The 17,695-nt window shown below is 61.1% G+C and carries 17 protein-coding genes; 10 read left to right on the plus strand and 7 right to left on the minus strand.

The features are described from left to right. Nucleotides 1–154 precede the first annotated feature (154 nt). The 4 genes from BLW36_RS06760 to BLW36_RS06770 all read right to left on the minus strand — a co-directional run bounded on the left by BLW36_RS06760 (nucleotide 155) and on the right by BLW36_RS06770 (nucleotide 3,799). Nucleotides 155–982 (minus strand): GNAT family N-acyltransferase, encoded by an 828-nt coding sequence (locus BLW36_RS06760; RefSeq protein ID WP_091386367.1) that lies wholly within the window; start codon nucleotides 980–982, stop codon nucleotides 155–157. Further along, on the minus strand, nucleotides 868–1,653 hold the full coding sequence (locus tag BLW36_RS17100; RefSeq protein WP_139304828.1) for a hypothetical protein: 786 nt from the start codon (nucleotides 1,651–1,653) through the stop codon (nucleotides 868–870). Before BLW36_RS17100 ends, BLW36_RS06760 begins: the two co-directional genes overlap by 115 nt. Beyond that, nucleotides 1,653–3,026 (minus strand): hypothetical protein, encoded by a 1,374-nt coding sequence (locus BLW36_RS06765; protein ID WP_091386369.1) that lies wholly within the window; start codon nucleotides 3,024–3,026, stop codon nucleotides 1,653–1,655. Before BLW36_RS06765 ends, BLW36_RS17100 begins: the two co-directional genes overlap by 1 nt. A 440-nt stretch (nucleotides 3,027–3,466) precedes the next feature. Further along, nucleotides 3,467–3,799, minus strand: a complete 333-nt coding sequence (locus tag BLW36_RS06770) for a DUF1820 family protein (RefSeq protein ID WP_170833143.1) — start codon at nucleotides 3,797–3,799, stop codon at nucleotides 3,467–3,469. A 181-nt stretch (nucleotides 3,800–3,980) separates the two neighbouring features. Between BLW36_RS06770 and miaB the strand changes: the two genes are divergently transcribed. From miaB to BLW36_RS06800, 6 genes are all read left to right on the plus strand, one after another. Next, nucleotides 3,981–5,360, plus strand: coding sequence for a tRNA (N6-isopentenyl adenosine(37)-C2)-methylthiotransferase MiaB (miaB, locus tag BLW36_RS06775; RefSeq protein ID WP_091386371.1), 1,380 nt, complete (start codon nucleotides 3,981–3,983; stop codon nucleotides 5,358–5,360). 203 nt (nucleotides 5,361–5,563) lie between these two features. Next, on the plus strand, nucleotides 5,564–6,592 hold the full coding sequence (locus BLW36_RS06780; RefSeq protein ID WP_091386373.1) for a PhoH family protein: 1,029 nt from the start codon (nucleotides 5,564–5,566) through the stop codon (nucleotides 6,590–6,592). Nucleotides 6,593–6,610: 18 nt separating this feature from the next. Then, nucleotides 6,611–7,084: an rRNA maturation RNase YbeY gene (gene ybeY / locus BLW36_RS06785; RefSeq protein ID WP_091386375.1), complete on the plus strand. Its 474-nt coding sequence runs from the start codon at nucleotides 6,611–6,613 to the stop codon at nucleotides 7,082–7,084. Nucleotides 7,085–7,158: 74 nt separating this feature from the next. Further along, nucleotides 7,159–8,055, plus strand: a complete 897-nt coding sequence (locus BLW36_RS06790; RefSeq protein WP_425286743.1) for a CorC family transporter — start codon at nucleotides 7,159–7,161, stop codon at nucleotides 8,053–8,055. Between the two features lie 174 nt (nucleotides 8,056–8,229). After that, on the plus strand, nucleotides 8,230–9,795 hold the full coding sequence (lnt, locus tag BLW36_RS06795; RefSeq protein ID WP_091386377.1) for an apolipoprotein N-acyltransferase: 1,566 nt from the start codon (nucleotides 8,230–8,232) through the stop codon (nucleotides 9,793–9,795). Between the two features lie 203 nt (nucleotides 9,796–9,998). Next, a complete protein-coding gene (locus BLW36_RS06800; RefSeq protein WP_091386380.1) occupies nucleotides 9,999–10,916 on the plus strand; it encodes a TIGR01777 family oxidoreductase in 918 nt (305 codons plus the stop codon). Nucleotides 10,917–10,972: 56 nt separating this feature from the next. Here BLW36_RS06800 and BLW36_RS06805 read toward each other — a convergent pair whose 3' ends face one another. The 3 genes from BLW36_RS06805 to BLW36_RS06815 all read right to left on the minus strand — a co-directional run bounded on the left by BLW36_RS06805 (nucleotide 10,973) and on the right by BLW36_RS06815 (nucleotide 12,747). Continuing rightward, a complete protein-coding gene (locus tag BLW36_RS06805) occupies nucleotides 10,973–11,347 on the minus strand; it encodes a hypothetical protein (protein WP_170833144.1) in 375 nt (124 codons plus the stop codon). A gap of 171 nt (nucleotides 11,348–11,518) precedes the next feature. Continuing rightward, nucleotides 11,519–12,298, minus strand: coding sequence for a YdcF family protein (locus tag BLW36_RS06810; RefSeq protein WP_091386384.1), 780 nt, complete (start codon nucleotides 12,296–12,298; stop codon nucleotides 11,519–11,521). Continuing rightward, nucleotides 12,298–12,747, minus strand: coding sequence for a zinc ribbon-containing protein (locus BLW36_RS06815; RefSeq protein ID WP_091386386.1), 450 nt, complete (start codon nucleotides 12,745–12,747; stop codon nucleotides 12,298–12,300). The genes BLW36_RS06810 and BLW36_RS06815 overlap by 1 nt, the downstream gene beginning before the upstream one ends. A gap of 161 nt (nucleotides 12,748–12,908) precedes the next feature. On the opposite strand from BLW36_RS06815, the gene leuS reads away from it, so the two are divergent. From leuS to holA, 4 genes are read left to right on the plus strand one after another with little or no spacing between them, the layout of a single operon-like run. Further along, nucleotides 12,909–15,506 carry a leucine--tRNA ligase gene (gene leuS / locus BLW36_RS06820; RefSeq protein WP_091386388.1) on the plus strand — a complete coding sequence of 866 codons (2,598 nt, stop codon included), beginning with the start codon at nucleotides 12,909–12,911 and terminating at the stop codon, nucleotides 15,504–15,506. 44 nt (nucleotides 15,507–15,550) lie between these two features. Then, complete coding sequence (locus tag BLW36_RS06825; RefSeq protein WP_139304829.1) at nucleotides 15,551–16,030, plus strand: hypothetical protein; 480 nt, start codon at nucleotides 15,551–15,553, stop codon at nucleotides 16,028–16,030. Next, nucleotides 16,027–16,554 carry an LPS-assembly lipoprotein LptE gene (locus BLW36_RS06830; RefSeq protein ID WP_091386394.1) on the plus strand — a complete coding sequence of 176 codons (528 nt, stop codon included), beginning with the start codon at nucleotides 16,027–16,029 and terminating at the stop codon, nucleotides 16,552–16,554. Before BLW36_RS06825 ends, BLW36_RS06830 begins: the two co-directional genes overlap by 4 nt. 15 nt (nucleotides 16,555–16,569) lie before the next feature. Beyond that, nucleotides 16,570–17,571: a DNA polymerase III subunit delta gene (gene holA / locus BLW36_RS06835; RefSeq protein WP_091386398.1), complete on the plus strand. Its 1,002-nt coding sequence runs from the start codon at nucleotides 16,570–16,572 to the stop codon at nucleotides 17,569–17,571. Nucleotides 17,572–17,695 lie beyond the last annotated feature (124 nt).

The raw sequence follows: 17,695 nt of genomic DNA on the forward strand, positions 1-17,695 counted from the left end.
GCAGCCGGTGACCGTCCGGGAAATATTTACCGATGAGGTTTTTTCTCGGACGGTCACCGGCTGCAGGGTCGCTCGAAGCCCTTCAGGAACAGGTCTCTGAGACAGGTTCGAATATCGATCGCGGCTGTCGGTCGCTCCTGAGGCCAGCTGGCCTTCAGCCGCCGAGATAACGCCTGGCGAATTTCGGATCCACCTGCTCCAGGTCGACCACCACCAGCCCGTCCACCGAATCGCAAAAATCCGGATCCACATTGAATGCGTGGAAGTTGGTTCCGCCCGGTTTTGTCACCGCGGTGTATTTCCTGAACAGCGGTGGCAGCATTACCCCCTCCTCTTTCAGGATCTGCTTCAACACCATCATGTCTTGCGCCGCATCGCCGGTCAGTGGCGGCAGGTCATCGCGCACTTCGACAAACGGCAGGCGCGCAGCGCCGAGGGGATTGTCGGTGGCATAGTGATTTAGGAAGTAGCGCACTATCGCCGACTTGGCCCGCCCGGAGAAGGTTCCGGGCATGGACACGGGACCGAACAGGTAACGCACATTGTTGCGTCCAACCCACTGACCGATTCCGCACCAGAGCAGATCCAGACCGCGGCCACGCCAGTACTCCGGCAACAGAAAACTGCGTCCCAGTTCCGCGGAGGCGGGCAGGCACTGCTGCGGTGGACGCGGGTAATTGAACAGCGTACTGCTGTAGATCTGTTCCGGCATCAGACGCTCGGTCTTTGCCAGCCGGTAGGCACCGGCGATCTGGCGCCGTTCGTTATCCCACAACAGCAGGTGATCGTAGTACGCATCGACAGCATCCCAGTCGCGACGCTGGCCGGAAGATGCACAGCATTGACTGGCAGGAATAGAATTGCGCGCTAATTCCTGATCCGCTCGATCTGCTCGAACCGGGATACACTCGCCAGATAATCCTCCCAGCTGCTGGCCAAATCGACGGTCTGGTAACGCTTGTATTTTTCCCGATCCAGCCAGAACACCCTCGTCCTGGCCCGGCGCAGGTCAATCGGCGGCAGGCCATCAATCGCCTCCGCGCCGGCATTGAAGACCGACCCGGCCCTGGAGTTCTGGATCATGTCGCTGACAATCGTCAGCTGGATATCCTCTGCCCGTGGATCGATCCTCCGCAACGCGGCGATATCCGACAGTGCCTCGAATATCGGCGACCGTTTCTGCTCCCCGGCAGCAACCACCGAAGCGATGGCATTTTCGAGCGGCGCTTCAAAACGCTGCCGATACAGCCGTTCGACGAAGTTGCGGTTCGACGTGAGCATATCCGCCTGATCGGCAGATTTCGGTTTGCACAGGTCAATTACCGGATCTGACAGGCCATTGTATTTTTCGTCCAGCACGAAAATAGAAAAACGGTCATTTACCCTGGCGTTCTGCAGCAACCCCGAAATATGGGTGCGCAGGAATTGTTCCTGGTGGGGAGACAGGGCATCGGAGACATCGATGACCAGCAAGTGATGGACATACCTGGGGGTATGTTCGTTGCAGAGCGTGACCTTGTCATAGTCCTTGTCCGGGGAATTGATGACCACGAAAATGAATACGGCCAGCGCGCAGAGCAGCGCCAGCCCGAGCGCGAAAATCGCTACCCCCTTTTTGTCCTCGGCTGACATGCCTCCGCGGGAAACTCTCATCACATGCCACTCAGTCCGTTGTCCCGCTCAATGGCGCCGATCAGGGCCGCCAGCTCCTTCTGTACTTCCTGGCAGTGGCTGTGGATGGCCGCCATGGAATCCGCGTAGGCCTGGTCTAGTTCCCCGAGAGTCTGGTCGAATGCGGACAGATCACACTTGTGCTGCTCCAGACCGGTGGTATTCAGCTTGGGCAGCTTGTCCAGCTCGAAGCGCAGCAACTCGCCGAAATAGGCCGCCCGGCGGTTCATCATTCGCGCCGAGTAGGACTGGTAATAGCGGACCAGCTCATCCAGCAGTCCCTGCGCCTTGACGATATCCTCCTCGTAGTGATTGCGGATCTCCTCACTGCGCTCGATGCTGGACTTGAAGCTGATGTACTGGGATCGAATCTCTCGCTCCTTGTCGGAAAGTTCCTGCTGGGACTGCTCGGCCACACCGTTGATCTCCTCGATGGCCTCCGCACAGCTCCTGGCCCACTGGTCCTGCAGATTCGTCACCCTCCGGGTCATGGCGGTGTAGCCGGGATAGCGGTCATCCACCACGAAGAATTTCGCCGTCAGCAGTATCAGCGCAATGCCGCTGACGATGACCATAATCCAGGAATTGAAATCGTGAATACCGAAGGGATCCCCCCACAGGTTCAGCACCGCCAGCTTGGAGGCGATGAAGGGATTCACTTCCAGTGCCTCGCGATAGTGGCCGACGCCGAGCACGAACGCCGTGGCCAGCGCGCCGATCGCCGCAAACACCAGCAGTGCACACAGTTTGCGGGCGATATTGCGGTGAAAACTGTTTCTGAGGGCGACCGCGGCGAAAGCGGCCAGGCCGAGATTGACCAGGGAAATGATAAACGCCTGGAAGAAACCGCCTACCAGTCCCAACTCACTACCCTTGGACAGAAAAAAGGAGTTCAGTGCGGTCTCGAAAATAACGATAAAAAAGATGATCGAGTAATGCAGGATTTTTGATTCCCGGTAGATGGCATCCCGGGTCAGGCCGTTCCTGTGCCGGAATATTTCGAGATCCGTACGCACGGATGCAAGCTCCTTGGCCGCCCTCTTCAGGTCCTGGGAAATGACCGCGAAGCGGCTGCCAACTCTCTTGCGGATGGTGCTTTCTGTACTCTTGATTTCCTGATACAGCTGGCGGATACCCACTTCGTTGCGGGCCTCGACCTGCTCATCGAGCTGCTCCTGCCTGCCCTCGTGGACCTTGCCAATGATCTCCCGCAGCACATAGGAGCGCAGGCTTTCCTCGCTCTCGGTATGGCTGTCGCGGTCGATCTCGGGAATGCCTGCCTTGACGTCGCGTTCTACACGCTCTTCTAGTCGGAGGGCGGAAATTGCGGCTTTGGTTGCCGGGATTGAGGTCATGACTTCACCTAAAAGACATCCACTACATTTAGGTTTTGATTCGGTCTGGCTCTCCGCTGACAGAAATACATCCGTGCGCTTACCCGCGCAGCTTCAGCTGCCGGCTCGCGGTGCAGCGAAAATTTTCCTTATCTCTCAGAATAGCCGGCCGACAGAAACGCAGGGGCGAATGCGATGAACGGTACTGCGAGAGCGGCGCTGGAGAGCTGCTTAAAGTAGAACAAGCCGCCACCGACAGGATTCAGCGGAGTAATGAGGCAGCTATCGCCCTCTCACTTCCGGGCGGCCGTTGTTGATTGCGCATCGTGCGGGCTGATTTATCCGCCGCTCGTATGGCCCGACAGGTGGAGAAGGCATACCGCCCGCAGTTTGGCCGGGAAGTATGAATATAAAGTTGGGGAGAACTATGGCGACGGCAGAGCGCCGCCGCGAGTGGACGTTTACTCGGGATCTACCGGTGGGCGAATCGGGGTCGGGAAGGGAAACTTGGTGACCTTGTCGCCTTTTACTTCGACGATCTTGCCCACGCCCTCTTTCTCCACCTCGTCGATGCGCACGATGCTGTGCATCGGGATATAGGAACGGGTTACAGAGGCAAACTCGTTCTTCAGTTTCTCCTCGCTGGGGTCCACTACCAGCTGCGCCTTTTCGCCAAAGACAAACTCCTCCACCTCGATGAAGCCATACATATCGCTCTGATAGATGGCCCGGGCGTAGAGCTCGTACACCTGGTTCTGGTTGTGGAAAATGACTTTGTAAATAGGGTTGGCCATAGGACTCTCAGAAAGGGGGCATTACCCCGGCTGGGTTCTCGTCTCAATACGGGCGGTGCCCGAAAAAGCGCGCAAGAATAGCACAGGATTTGCGCAGCTAATATAGCCGTCTATGCAGTGCCTGACGGTATCGCTATAATGCCCCACCATTTTAATTGACTAGTTTTTGATCAGGCACGATATGTCCGAAACCACGCCCAAAACCGGGGTGAAAAAGCTCTATATCAAGACCCACGGCTGTCAGATGAACGAGTACGACTCCGCGCGCATGCGCGACCTGCTCGGCGAATCCCATGCCATGGTGCCGACCGACGATCCCGAAGAGGCGGACGTACTGCTGGTCAACACCTGTTCTATTCGCGAGAAGGCACAGGAAAAATTGTTCCACCAACTGGGCCGCTGGAAGCACCTGAAGGAAAAAAATCCCGACCTGGTGATTGGCGTCGGCGGCTGTGTCGCCAGCCAGGAGGGCGAGGCTATCGCCAAGCGCGCTCCCTACGTGGACCTGATCTTTGGCCCGCAGACCCTGCACCGCCTGCCGGAAATGATGGAGACCAGGCAACAGGACAACGGCGCCATAGTCGTGGACGTGAGCTTCCCTGAGATCGAGAAGTTCGATCGTCTGCCGCAGCCGGAGGCAGAAGGCGCGACCGCCTTCGTCTCCATCATGGAGGGCTGCTCCAAGTACTGCACCTTCTGTGTGGTGCCCTACACCCGCGGCGAGGAAGTCAGCCGCCCGGTGACGGATGTGCTGGAGGAAGTGGCACACCTGGCGGAACAGGGGGTGCGCGAGGTCAACCTGTTGGGACAGAACGTGAACGCCTACCGCGCCGCCGGCGAAGACGGCCAGATCGTGGACTTTGCCGAGCTGATCACCTATGTCGCGGCCATCGACGGCATCGACCGCATCCGCTACACCACCTCGCACCCGGTGGAGTTCTCCGATGCGCTGATCGATGTCTACGCGGAAGTGCCGGAGCTGGTGAATCACCTGCACCTGCCGGTACAGAGCGGTTCCGACCGCATACTGATGGCGATGAAGCGCGGTCACACCGCACTGGAGTACAAATCCAAGATCCGCCGCCTGAAGAAAATCCGCCCGGATATCTGCCTGTCGTCCGACTTTATCATTGGCTTCCCCGGCGAGACCGACAAGGACTTCGAGGACACCATGAAGCTGATCCAGGACGTGGGCTTCGATATCTCCTTCAGCTTCATCTATTCCCCGCGCCCGGGCACACCGGCGGCGGACCTGCCGGACGACACGCCGGAAGAAGTGAAGAAACAGCGCCTGCAGCTGCTGCAGCACCGCATCAACCAGCAGGCGGCGGAAATTGCCCGCCGCATGGTGGGCAACACCGAGCGGGTACTAGTGACCGGTGTGTCGAAAAAGGACCCGGGCCAGCTGCAGGGTCGCACCGAAAATAACCGGGTAGTCAATTTCCGTGCCGACGATCTGGCGCTGATCGGCAAATTCGCCGATGTACTGATCGAGGAGGCGCTGCCGAACTCATTGCGCGGCAATTTGGTAGCCTCAGAGCTCGATGGCCCGCTGATGTAAGCCTATCTACCCAATCACGGGAGCGGTGACGCGCCGCTCCCGTCCGCTACGCCAAGGCAAGTATTCCCGGTTCTGTAATACCAACCCGTTATAAAGGCTATATAAGGTTAGAACCCATTTGTCGCACTCTACCCTTTCCCCTACTGGGAAAATGGGTATACCCTAGCAGTGAAACCCCCAGATAAAGGTGCACGGAAACCAATTTGGAAACTCATACTCTCGCTCACAGTATCACTCTTGAGCCCAACGACGCCCGCCGCCTGGCCAACCTCTGTGGCCAATTCGATCAACACCTGCGCCAGATTGAACAGCGATTGGATATCGAGATCCGCAATCGCGGCAATCAGTTTGCCTTTTACGGAGAGCCCAAGTCCGCCCGCGCCGCCGGTGAACTGCTGAGTTCCCTGTACAAGGAGACGGGGACACGGGATCACCTGACGCCGGACGAGATTCACCTGGCCCTGCAGCAGGCCGGTGTCGAGGAGCTTCTGAACAAGAACGACGCGAGTGAGAGCGGCGAGGCGGAGCAGGTAGTACTGATCCGCACCAAGAAGTGCTCCGTGCGCCCCCGCGGCCTGAACCAGCGCAAATACGTGCGCGCGGTACAGACCAACGACATCAATTTCGGTGTCGGCCCGGCCGGTACCGGCAAGACCTATCTCGCCGTAGCCTGTGCGGTGGAGGCGCTGCTGAAGGATCAGGTCGAGCGCATCCTGCTGGTGCGTCCGGCCGTGGAGGCGGGCGAAAAGCTCGGCTTCCTGCCCGGCGACCTGAGCCAGAAGGTGGATCCCTATCTGCGCCCCCTGTACGACGCCCTCTATGAAATGCTCGGGTTCGAGACAGTCGGCAAGCTGATCGAGCGCAATGTCATCGAAGTGGCGCCGCTCGCCTATATGCGCGGCCGCACGCTGAACAACGCCTTCGTGATCCTCGACGAGAGCCAGAACACCACCCGCGAGCAGATGAAAATGTTCCTGACCCGGATCGGTTTCGGCTCCACCGCGGTGATCACCGGCGACCCGAGCCAGGTCGACCTGCCCCGCGGACAGGCCTCCGGCCTGCGCCACGCCATCGAGGTGCTCGGCAAGGTCAACGGCATCAGCTTCACCCATTTCGGTGCCAAGGACGTGGTGCGCCACCCGCTGGTACAGCGCATCGTCGAAGCCTACGACATCCACGAGGCAGAGCGCGAGGCGATGTCGGCGGCCAAACCGGATGAAGACGCGGCCTGAGGCCAGCGTTCGAGCGCCATGATCGATTTACATCTCGACGTGCAGCGGGCCAGCCGCTGCACCGACCTCCCCTCCGACGACAGTATCCACACCTGGGTCGCGGCCGCCCTCTCGGGACGCCGCGATACCGCGGAACTGGCGGTGCGTATCGTCGACGAGGAGGAGAGCCGCCAGCTCAACAGCCAGTACCGCGGCAAGGACAAACCGACCAATGTTCTGTCCTTCCCCGCCGAGCTTCCGGAGGACCTGGATCTCCCACTACTCGGGGATCTTGTGATCTGTGCCCCTGTTGTGGCTCAGGAGGCGGAGCAACAGCGCAAAGCGCCTTCTGCGCACTGGGCACATATGGTGGTCCATGGCACACTGCATCTCCTCGGTTACGACCATATCGAAGACACCGACGCAGAGGTGATGGAAAAGCTGGAAGCAGGCCTGCTGGCGGGTCTCGGTTTTGCGGACCCCTATGCCCCCGCGGAAGAATTGAAGGAATAACAGCGCACGTACCGTTGAAGCAGTACAGCCACCCAGCGCTACAGACTAGAGTACAGACGAGAGAAAACCGGAGCATGGCCACTTCCATGACCACAGACGAACCCCCAAGTAGTCAGTCATCCAGCAAGTCCCGATCGGGCGAGAAGAACTGGCTCGAGCGACTATTCGGCGCTTTTTCCGCCGAACCCAAGTCCCGCGACGAACTGCTGGATATCATCAAGGATGCCGCGGACAACAAGCTGGTAGACGCGGAGGCCCTGTCCATCATCGAGGGCGCGCTGGATGTCTCCAGCCAGCAGGTGCGCGAGATCATGATCCCCCGCTCGCAGATGGTGGTGGTCAGCCTGCAGGACAAGCCCGAGGAGTTCCTGCCGAAAATCATCGAGTCCGGCCACTCCCGTTTCCCGGTGATCGGCGAGAGTATCGATGACATCCGCGGTATTCTGCTGGCCAAAGACCTGCTGCCGCTGGTGCTCAAGGGCCTGGAAGAATTCCAGCTCGAAGATATTATCCGTCCGGCCAATATCATCCCCGAGAGCAAGCGCCTCAATATCCTGTTGCGGGAATTCCGCGAAAACCGCTACCACATGGCCGTCGTGATTGACGAATACGGCGGTGTCTCCGGCGTGGTCACCATCGAAGATATTCTCGAGGAAATCGTCGGCGAAATTGAAGACGAGACCGATGAGGAAGAGGCGGACAGCTTTATCCGCAAAGTCGGTGACAACGACTTTATCGTCAAGGCGCTGACACCGATCGAAGAATTCAACGAGTACTTCGACTGCGAACTCAGCGAAGAGGAGTTCGATACCATCGGCGGCCTGATCATGCAGTCCTTCGGTCACCTGCCGGGACGCGACGAGAGCACCCGCCTGGGCGACTTTATGTTCCGGGTGCTCTATGCGGACAACCGCCAGATTCACCTGCTGCGGGTCAGCCGTAAGGAAAGACCGCCAGAGGAAGAAACCTGACCTCGGGAAACTGAACTCCGCAACAGATCTCCGGACTAAGTGACCCGGGTACTGATGCCGGACCCCTTGCGCCCCGTCCGCAGAGGAGTACCGCGAAGCCCCGCTGGCGGGGCTTCTTGCTTTTTCCCGGCAGCAGTACCGCTCAAGTGCAAAGATGACCCGACGAAACCGATAATGCACAGACTACTCTTTCCCCTCGCCAGCGCTGCTGCTGGCGGCCTGATGACACTCTCTCTGGCCCCCTACGATTTCTGGATGTGCGGCCTGCTGTCGCTGTCCGCCCTGGCCTGGCTGTTGCTGCGTGCATCCGGCGGACAGCCGCTGCGCGGCCGCAGTGCATGGTGGATCGCCTTCTGTTACGGTCTGGGGCTCTTCGGCACCGGCGGCTCCTGGGTCTATGTCTCCATCACCGAATTCGGCAACTCCTCGGTGCCATTGGGACTGGCGCTGACCGGCGGTTTCGTCGCCATCATGGCGCTGTTACTGGCGCTGCCCTTTTACCTGCTCGGGCGATTTACCAACCACACCACCGGCTTCGCGCTCGCCTTTGCCGCGCTCTGGTTTATCAGCGAATGGCTGCGCACCTGGATCTTTACCGGCTTCCCGTGGCTGTTTGCCGGCTACGGCCATATCGACACCTGGCTGTCCGGCTGGGCGCCGGTGTTAAGTGTCTACGGTATCGGACTGTTGTTGGCCTTCACCGCGGCGGTCATCGCCCTCGCCGCAACCGGGCGCCTGGCGCCATTCCGCCAGGGTGCCACTCTGGCTCTGATCGGAGCGGCGTTGCTGCCGTGGCCCCTGGGCGCACTGCTGGCGCAGGTGGAGTGGACCCAGCCGGACGGCAAGGAAATCACCATCGGACTGGTGCAAGCCAATATCCCCCAGGACAAGAAGTGGCTACCGGAATTCCGCGGTGAGACCATCAGCCGCTACCAGGACGGCACTCGCGCGCTGAGCGAACAGGGTGTCGACGTCATCATCTGGCCCGAGGCGGCGCTGCCGCTGCTCTACGGCCAGGCGCCGAACCTGATGCAGGCGCTGCAACGCAACGCCGAACAGACCCGGATAGACCTGATCAGCGGTGTACTCTACGACCGCGAGGACAACAGTGCCGAACGCCGCCGCGTGATCCACAACTCCGCCGCTGTCTTCGGCCGCAGTCCGAGCGTCTATCACAAGCGCCACCTGGTACCGTTCGGAGAATATGTACCGCTTGAAGACTGGATCCGCGGGACCATCGAATTCTTCGACCTGCCCACCTCCTTCATTCGCCCGGGTGCAGAGGGTCAGCAACCGCTGAGCGCGGGTGGCGTCAGCTGGGCGCCGCTGATCTGTTACGAGATCGTCTATCCGCGCCTGGTCGCCAATACCGCCCTGCCGGCCCAGGTGCTGCTTACCATCAGTAATGACGCCTGGTTCGGGGACTCCATCGGCCCGCTGCAGCACATGCAAATGGCGCAGATGCGCGCGCTGGAAACCGGCCGCTATCTAGTGCGCGCGACCAACACCGGGGTGACCGCCATCGTCGATCCAAGCGGCCGCATTGTGGAAAAACTGCCTCAATTCGAACGTGCCAATATGGTGGGAACAATAACTGCGAGGCACGGCGCTACGCCGTTTATGCTGGCGGGTATATCGCTGGTGTTCGCCCTGGCGCTGCCGATGCTCGCCGCGGCGACACTGCTACGACGCAAAAGAAGTGCACAGGCGAACATCGCTATCGGCCAGGCCGCCGACTGACAACGCCCGGCACCCCGCCGTGCCGCCGCACAAGGGCGCGGCATTTCACCCTCACCCCCACGGATATCACCTAAACTCCGCTGTATTTGTGCCCGAGCCGGCTTCCGGTCTCGGGCTGCTACTATGTATGCCGTAACCGCGAGCAAATTCGCATTTGGAAAAAGCGGATACACTGACTGGAGCATGGCAAGGATGCCTACCCTATGCATTGTTTAATCAGCGGCGGCACCGGTCTGATTGGCCGGCTGTTCTGCCAGCAGTGGCTGGCCCGGGGCGACACGCTGACCGTGTTGAGCCGCCAACCCGACAAGGTGCGAAAACTGTGCGGTGAAAAGGCACAGGCCTGCCGCGAGCCTCAGGAAGTCGACACGCCGGTTGACGTGGTGGTGAACCTCGCGGGCGAACCGATCACCCACCGCTGGACAGAGAAGCGCCGAGAACAGATTCGCAATTCGCGCCTGCGCATCACCGACAAGCTGGTACGCTGGTCCCTTTCCCAGGCCCCACGGCCGCGCTACTTCCTGTCCGGCTCGGCGGTCGGCTATTACGGAGATCGCGGTGGCGACCTGCTGCGGGAAAGCAGCCCTCCCGGCGGCGGCTTCGCCGCGCAACTGTGCCGGGACTGGGAGGCCGCCACTCTGCCCCTGCAACAGGCGGGTATCTGCGTCGGCATCATGCGCACCGCCATCGTCCTCTCCACCCGCGGCGGCGCCCTGGCGCAGATGCTGCCGGCATTCCGCCTGGGCCTCGGCGGCCCGATGAGTTCCGGCGAGCAATGGATGAGCTGGATTCACGAGGACGATATTGTCGGGCTGATGCTGCACGCCATCGACCGACACCTGTGCGTGCCATTCAACGCCTGTGCGCCCGAAGCGGTGACCAACAACAGCTTCGCCCGCCTGCTGGCCAAGCAGCTGCACCGACCGAGCCTGCTGCGCACGCCGGCGTGGTTGCTGAAACTGATGTTCGGGGAGATGGCAGAAGAGCTGCTGCTCGCCAGCCAGAGGATGGAACCGCGCACCGCGCTCGACAGCGGCTACAGCTTCCAGTTTCCAACGCTGGAGCAGGCCCTCGCGGACCTGTTGCCGGGTAACGGCCACGCCAACAAGGCGCGGGTCTAGCGCCGGTCTAGGGGAGCGGACCGAAGGGGATTACCCCGCTCGGCCCTGAGCAGGGCCTAGGCGGCCTCTACACTGCGACTCAGCGCCTGCGACAGATAACGGCGGCCGGATTCGCTGGACACCAGCTCCGCCTTACATTCCATCGGCGCCGAACCGACCCACTGCGCGTGCCAGCGATACCACTGGTGCTCTTCACCATCGCAGCGCAGCTCGACGAAATCCACTTCCGCCGGATTGATGCGGAACTCCCGCACAATCTGCCCGGCAAACGTCTCGAAATTCTTGCCCACCTGCGCGGCACCCTCGCTACCGGCACAGAGGAACACCAGCTCCCGGTCGTCTCGAATCACGCGCTTGAAACCAATCCACACGGCGCGATTGAGGCGGTTGTGCAGTTGAATGGGGGAAAAAGATGCGGGAATACCCTTCATCTCAGCGATACCTCTTTTATTGTTATGGTTGCTATCCACAGCCACTGCTCCATATGACAATAATCTACGGGCTTATGCTGCTGGGTCAGCCATCTTATGCCCGGTGTGTTTAGCAGACAAGGCTGCATCGTGACCCAAACCCTTTGGGCCGCCACCGCTCCAAAAGGTTCCTCAGCAGGACCTGACGGCCGGCAGGGGCATCCAGCGATACCAGCGCCGCGCCAGCAGTTCGCGCCAATACAACTGAGTGCGCAGCATTGCCGCAGCACTCGGCATCCAGCGCAGCAAACCGCCCTGGGCACGCGGCAGCAGCTCGGCAGAGCTGCCGACCGGCAACGGCCGCACCTGCAGTCCAGCGCGGGCGAAGACTTCGGCTGCACGGGGCATATGCCACCAGTGCGTAACCAGCACAACGCTCTCCACGCCGGAATCGTGCAAAATGGCTGCGGTATTGACTGCGTTCTCGGCCGTTGTACGGCTGCAATTGTCACGCCAGGTCACGGGACGCTGGAACACCTCCTGCATCACGTCCGCCATCAGGTTCGCCTCCGAGAGCTGCTCCTGCTCGTAGACACGCCCGCCGGCAACCAGTACCGGCAACTGGGCCGGCGCCCGCTGCGCGGCCCAGGCCACCCGCTCAAGGCTGGTGGCCGACAGCCGCTCAGAGCCGGAACCGGCATCCCGATACCGGCCCCCGCCGAGCACCACCACCGCCTGCGGTACCGCGTCCGGTGCCTCGGTGCTTTTGCCCAGCCGCTCTCCGAGCCAGGTGGAAAATGCCGGCGTCGCGCAAACCCACAAAACGGCGAACGAAAGGATAGCCAGCGGCAATGACAATTTGGCGAACAGTGAAGTTGCGGGAAAAAAATACAGGACCAACGCCAGCAACAGCCCCAACAGTGGTGCCAGTGGGGGCATCACCAGCGTGGTCAGTATGGCGTGCACCTCCATCAGCGTTCCAGGCCGCCCTCTATCTGTCGAAAGCAGCCGTAGCCACAGCGATGGCAGGGGGTTATCTGGCTATTCTCCGGTGGCGTGACGCGGTAACCGCAGCCCAGGCACTGCAGCTCCTCGCCGTGCCCCACCCTTTCGCCGGCCAGCGCCCAGGGCTTGCCCTGTTTGATGCAGCGCATCAGGTTTGGCCAGGCGGTCTCGGTCGGATCGGCGGCGTCCAGCAGCCAGCTGCCACTGCGCTCTTCCAGCGTCTGTAGCTCGCCGCCCAGGCCGCGCAGATAGTCCACCGCGCGGTGCAGGTCATCCTTTAGCCAGGCGCGCAGGAAGGCGACTTTGTTGGCGGTCAAGTCCTCCACGGCCAGCTCCCCCTCCACCAGTTTCTCCAGATCCCGGCGCAACTCCTCGCCCAGATCCTCTTCCGGCGGCAACTTCGGTTCCTTCGTCACGGCATCCCTCCTATAATTCCGCGTTTGCGCATCCTAGCCGATACGCTGGGGTCAATCCTTGATCGCGATCAAGCCATGCTGATCACGATCGCTGGACGGCCCGACGACACGTTGAATGGTTTCCCCGCAAATTTTGATCACAGAGTATAGGTCCCCAATCGATGGAAGAGCAGTACAACCCCTCCGCAGTCGAAGCGTCCGCCCAGCAGTACTGGGAGGATCAGCAAAGCTTTGAGGTGCAGGAGGACGCCAGCAGGGAAAAATTCTACTGTCTGTCCATGTTCCCCTACCCGAGCGGCAAGCTGCACATGGGGCATGTGCGCAACTACACCATCACCGACGTGATCTCCCGCTACCAGCGCATGCAGGGCAAGAACGTGCTGCATCCGATGGGCTGGGACGCCTTCGGCCTGCCGGCGGAGAACGCCGCCATCCAGAACAAGACCGCGCCGGCCAAATGGACCTACGCCAATATCGACTACATGAAGGGCCAGCTGAAAGCGCTGGGCTTCGGCTTCGACTGGTCCCGCGAGCTGGCCACCTGCCAGCCGTCCTACTACCGCTGGGAGCAGTGGTTCTTCACCCGCCTGTACGAGAAAGGCCTGGTCTACAAGAAGAACTCGGCGGTGAACTGGTGCCCCCACGACCAGACGGTACTGGCCAACGAACAGGTCGAGGACGGTTGCTGCTGGCGCTGCGGCACCACCGTAGAGCGCCGCGAGTTGGCGCAGTGGTTTATCAAGATCACCGACTACGCCGAAGAGCTGCTCAACGACCTGGATCAACTGCCCCACTGGCCGGAACAGGTGCGCACCATGCAGCGCAACTGGATCGGCAAGAGCAAGGGCGTGGAGCTTAGCTTCGCCTTGCCCAAGACCATCGCCGGCGTCGACCACTTCGACGTTTACACCACCCGCCCGGACACGCTGATGGGTGTGACCTACGTATCGCTGGCCGCAGAGCATCCGATCGCACTGGAGCTGGCGCAGAGCAATGCGGAGCTGCAGGCCTTTATCGCCGAATGCAAGAAGCAGTCCCTGTCCGAAGCCGATATGGCCACGATGGAAAAGAAAGGCATGGACACCGGCCTGGTGGCCATCCACCCGATCACCGGCGAGGAAGTGCCGGTGTGGGTCGCCAACTACGTGCTGATGGACTACGGCTCCGGCGCGGTCATGGCCGTGCCGGCCCACGATCAGCGCGACTGGGAGTTCGCGCGCAAGTACGGCCTGCCGATCAAGCAGGTAATAGAGCCCACCGACGGTGCAGCCATCGACCTCGACCAAGAAGCCTTTACCGACAAGGGCCAGCTGGTGAACTCCGGCGGTTTCGACGGCCTCGACTTCGAGTCGGCCTTCAACGCCATCGCCGATGCGCTGTCCGCCGGTGGCAAGGGCCGCGTGACCACCAACTACCGTCTGCGCGACTGGGGCGTATCCCGCCAGCGCTACTGGGGTGCGCCGATTCCGATGTTCAACCTGCCGGACGGCGGCGAGATTCCGGTGCCAGCCGATAAACTGCCGATCCTGCTGCCGGAGGATGTGGAGCTGGACGGCGTGCAGTCGCCGATCAAGGCCGATCCCGAATGGCGCAAGGACGACCTGAACGGCGAGCCGGTGGAGCGAGAGACCGACACCTTCGACACCTTCATGGAGTCCAGCTGGTATTACGCCCGTTACACCTGCCCCGATTTCGACCAGGGCATGCTGGATCCGGAGCGCGCCAACTACTGGCTGCCGGTGGACCAGTATGTCGGCGGTATCGAGCACGCCATCCTGCACCTGCTGTACGCGCGCTTCTTCCACAAGCTGATGCGCGACGAGGGCCTGGTGGACAGCGACGAGCCGTTCAAGCAGCTGCTGTGCCAGGGCATGGTGCTGGCGGAGTCCTTCTACAAGGAGGTGGACGGCCACAAGGTCTGGATCAATCCGGCCGACGTCGACGTCGAGCGCGACGACAAGGGCAAGCCGATCAAGGCCGTAGAACGTGCCACCGGTGAGGAAGTGGTTACCGGCGGCGTGGTGAAGATGTCCAAGTCCAAGAACAACGGCATCGACCCACACGCCGCCGTCGAACAGTACGGCGCGGATACCGTGCGCCTGTTCACTATGTTCGCCGCGCCGCCGGAACAGACCCTGGAATGGCACGACGCCGGCGTGGAAGGCGCCAGCCGCTTCCTGCGCAAGCTCTGGAAAACCGTGCACGGCCATATCGCCGCCGGCGATGGCGGTGTGGAGTTCGACGCAAGCGCGCTGAGCGATAAACAACAGCAGCTGCGCCGCAAGACCCACGAAACCATCCAGAAAGTCGGCGACGACTACGGTCGCCGGCAGACCTTCAACACCGCCGTCGCCGCGGTGATGGAGCTGCTGAACGAAGTCAACAAGCTGGCCGAGCGCGACAGCAGCCAGGGCCTGGCGGTGGAGCGCGAAGCCTTGCAGGCCGCCGTACTGCTGCTGGCACCGGTCACGCCGCACATCTGCCATCAGCTGTGGCAGGCGCTCGGCAACAGCGCCCCGCTGGTGGATGCCCAGTGGCCGCTGGTCGACGAAAACGCACTGGTACGCTCCAGTATCACGCTGGTGGTACAGGTGAACGGCAAGGTGCGAGCAAAGCTGGATGTTCCGGCAGAAGCCGACAAGGAAACCCTGGAGAAGATGGCGTTGTCCAACGACAACGTTCAGAAATTTATCGGCGATGCCACTGTGCGAAAAGTCATCGTGGTGCCCGGCAAACTGGTCAATATCGTAGCCAAGTAAGCCGGGCCGTCGCCGAGGTATTGCAACCTTCGGGGGATCGAGCAGTGAAGAATCTCATGGCAGTTTTCGTGGTGGCCCTAGTGGCCACCACACAAGCCCACGCAGCCCAGCTGGACAAGCAACTGACTGGAAAATGGCAGAGCCTGTGCAAAAAAGCCTCGGGAAACTATCTGCGGATCACCAGTTCTTTTTCGGCTGACGGATATTACTCGGCCAAGTCGGTGTTCTACACCGACGCGGCTTGCAAAGAGACCAACGGCGTGGAGATTATCTCCAACGGCAAGTACCGGCTCGGCCGATCACTTACCGCCGCAGGAGGCGAATCCGCCCGGGAAATAGATATCGATGTGCATGAGCTGGTCAGCGGTGGCCTGCAGCTCCCAGGTAGCGGCCAAAAAATTGCGCAGGTTATTGCCATCATCGACGACAAACTGATCTTCGGCGATGCACCGGGACTGCAGGCAGTGACCGGCGGCGAGCGACCGCAAAAACTCAATCACAAATTCTATTCGCGAAAACAATGACAAAAATATTCAGCAAGCCCTTTATTTATTTCATCACCGCCGTTCTGCTGAGCGGCTGCGGCTGGCATCTGCGCGGCGCGCCGAAAAACTTCCCCCCGGGCAGCCAGCTGTATATCTCCGCGGAAGACCCGCGCAGCAATATCGCCGAAGAGCTGACCCGCCTGCTGCAGAACGCCGGCCTGCCGATGGCGGAATCCCCACTGGAAGCGGATTACGATCTGACCATTCACAAGGAAACAGAGCGCAAACGCACCGTGTCCGTGGATGCCCAGGGGCGAGCTGCCGAATACGAGCTGATCACCAGCGCACTGTACAGCGTACGCGACAGCAGCGGCCGCACCCTGCTGAACAATGCCCAGGCAGATGTGTACCGCTCTCTCGAGTGGAGTTCCGCCGAGATCGTCAGTAAGGGCGAAGAGGAGCGGCTGCTGCGCGAAGAGATGCGCCGCGAGCTGATCAGTCGCATCATCGACCGCCTGCGCCGCATCGACGTCAACGCGCCGCCAGAAGAGAAGAGTTACTAGGATATCCCACTCCCCATGCGCATCAATCCCCGCCAGTTGCAACAGAGCCTGAACAAGGGCCTGGCCCCCGTGTACGTGGTATCGGGTGACGAGCCACTGCTGGTGCAGGAGTGCTGTGACAGCATTCGCGCCGCGGCGCGAAACAGCGGTTTCAGCGAGCGCGAACTGCTGCACGCGGAGCACAATTTCGACTGGGGCCAGTTGCTCGCCTCAGCCGGCAGCATGTCACTGTTTGCCGAGAAGAAAGTTATCGAGGTGCGCCTGCCGAGTGGCAAGCCCGGCGACAAGGGCAGCAAGGCGCTGCAGGAGTTCGCCTCGCTGGCCAGCGACGACCTGCTGCTGTTACTGGTTCTACCCAAGCTGGACCGGTCCCAACTGAACAGCAAATGGGTAAAGGCACTGGAGCAGAATGGCGTGCTGCTGCAGATATGGCCGGTGGATGCGCAGGAAATGCCGCGCTGGATTCACCAGCGGCTGCGCGCCGCCGGGCTCGATGCGGAGCCGGAGGCGATCCAGATTCTCGCCGAGCGGGTCGAAGGCAACCTGCTCGCCGCCAGCCAGGAAATCGAAAAGCTCAAACTGCTGAGCCAGGACAACCTGATCACGGCCGCGACAATGAGCGACGCCGTAGCCAGCTCGGCCCGCTATGACGTGTTCGGCCTGATCGACCGAGCGCTGGCTGGCGATGCGGAAAACGCCGTAAAGACACTGCACGGTCTGCGCGCCGAGGGGATCGAGGCGCCGGTGGTACTCTGGGCCCTGGCGCGGGAGATCCGCAGCCTGCTGGAGATCGGCGAAAAACTGGATCAGGGCCAGCAACTGGCACGGCTGGTGCGTATCCAGAAAAGACAGCCGCTGATCCAGTCCGCACTGGCACGGCTGCGCCCGCGACAGCTCGAGAGCCTGCTGCTGCGCGCCCGCGCGGTGGACACCGCGATCAAGGGCGGCAAGGATCAGGATCCGTGGACCGGCCTGCTGGAACTCACCCTGAACCTGTGCGGCAAGCGCAGCATCTGATTAAGCTGCTGCCCGGGATCCTCCCACCCGCCGGATGCTCATTCGGCGCCGGAAAATAATCAAACGACCACTGCAATTGGAAGGAAATACAGTTTGCTTTGCCCCCGGCGACGGCTAAATTGAA

It is taken from the genome of Microbulbifer marinus, from assembly GCF_900107725.1.
Classification (GTDB): Bacteria; Pseudomonadota; Gammaproteobacteria; order Pseudomonadales; family Cellvibrionaceae; genus Microbulbifer; species Microbulbifer marinus.

Coding starts and splice junctions, on each gene's coding strand:
- BLW36_RS06765 (WP_091386369.1), bottom strand. CDS start 3,026: ATGACCTCAATCCCGGCAACCAAAGCCGCAATTTCCGCCCTCCGACTA.
- ybeY (WP_091386375.1), top strand. CDS start 6,611: ATGATCGATTTACATCTCGACGTGCAGCGGGCCAGCCGCTGCACCGAC.
- BLW36_RS06805 (WP_170833144.1), bottom strand. CDS start 11,347: ATGAAGGGTATTCCCGCATCTTTTTCCCCCATTCAACTGCACAACCGC.
- BLW36_RS06810 (WP_091386384.1), bottom strand. CDS start 12,298: ATGGAGGTGCACGCCATACTGACCACGCTGGTGATGCCCCCACTGGCA.
- BLW36_RS06830 (WP_091386394.1), top strand. CDS start 16,027: ATGACAAAAATATTCAGCAAGCCCTTTATTTATTTCATCACCGCCGTT.
- lnt (WP_091386377.1), top strand. CDS start 8,230: ATGCACAGACTACTCTTTCCCCTCGCCAGCGCTGCTGCTGGCGGCCTG.
- holA (WP_091386398.1), top strand. CDS start 16,570: ATGCGCATCAATCCCCGCCAGTTGCAACAGAGCCTGAACAAGGGCCTG.
- BLW36_RS06790 (WP_425286743.1), top strand. CDS start 7,159: ATGGCCACTTCCATGACCACAGACGAACCCCCAAGTAGTCAGTCATCC.
- BLW36_RS06800 (WP_091386380.1), top strand. CDS start 9,999: ATGCATTGTTTAATCAGCGGCGGCACCGGTCTGATTGGCCGGCTGTTC.
- miaB (WP_091386371.1), top strand. CDS start 3,981: ATGTCCGAAACCACGCCCAAAACCGGGGTGAAAAAGCTCTATATCAAG.
- BLW36_RS17100 (WP_139304828.1), bottom strand. CDS start 1,653: ATGAGAGTTTCCCGCGGAGGCATGTCAGCCGAGGACAAAAAGGGGGTA.
- leuS (WP_091386388.1), top strand. CDS start 12,909: ATGGAAGAGCAGTACAACCCCTCCGCAGTCGAAGCGTCCGCCCAGCAG.
- BLW36_RS06770 (WP_170833143.1), bottom strand. CDS start 3,799: ATGGCCAACCCTATTTACAAAGTCATTTTCCACAACCAGAACCAGGTG.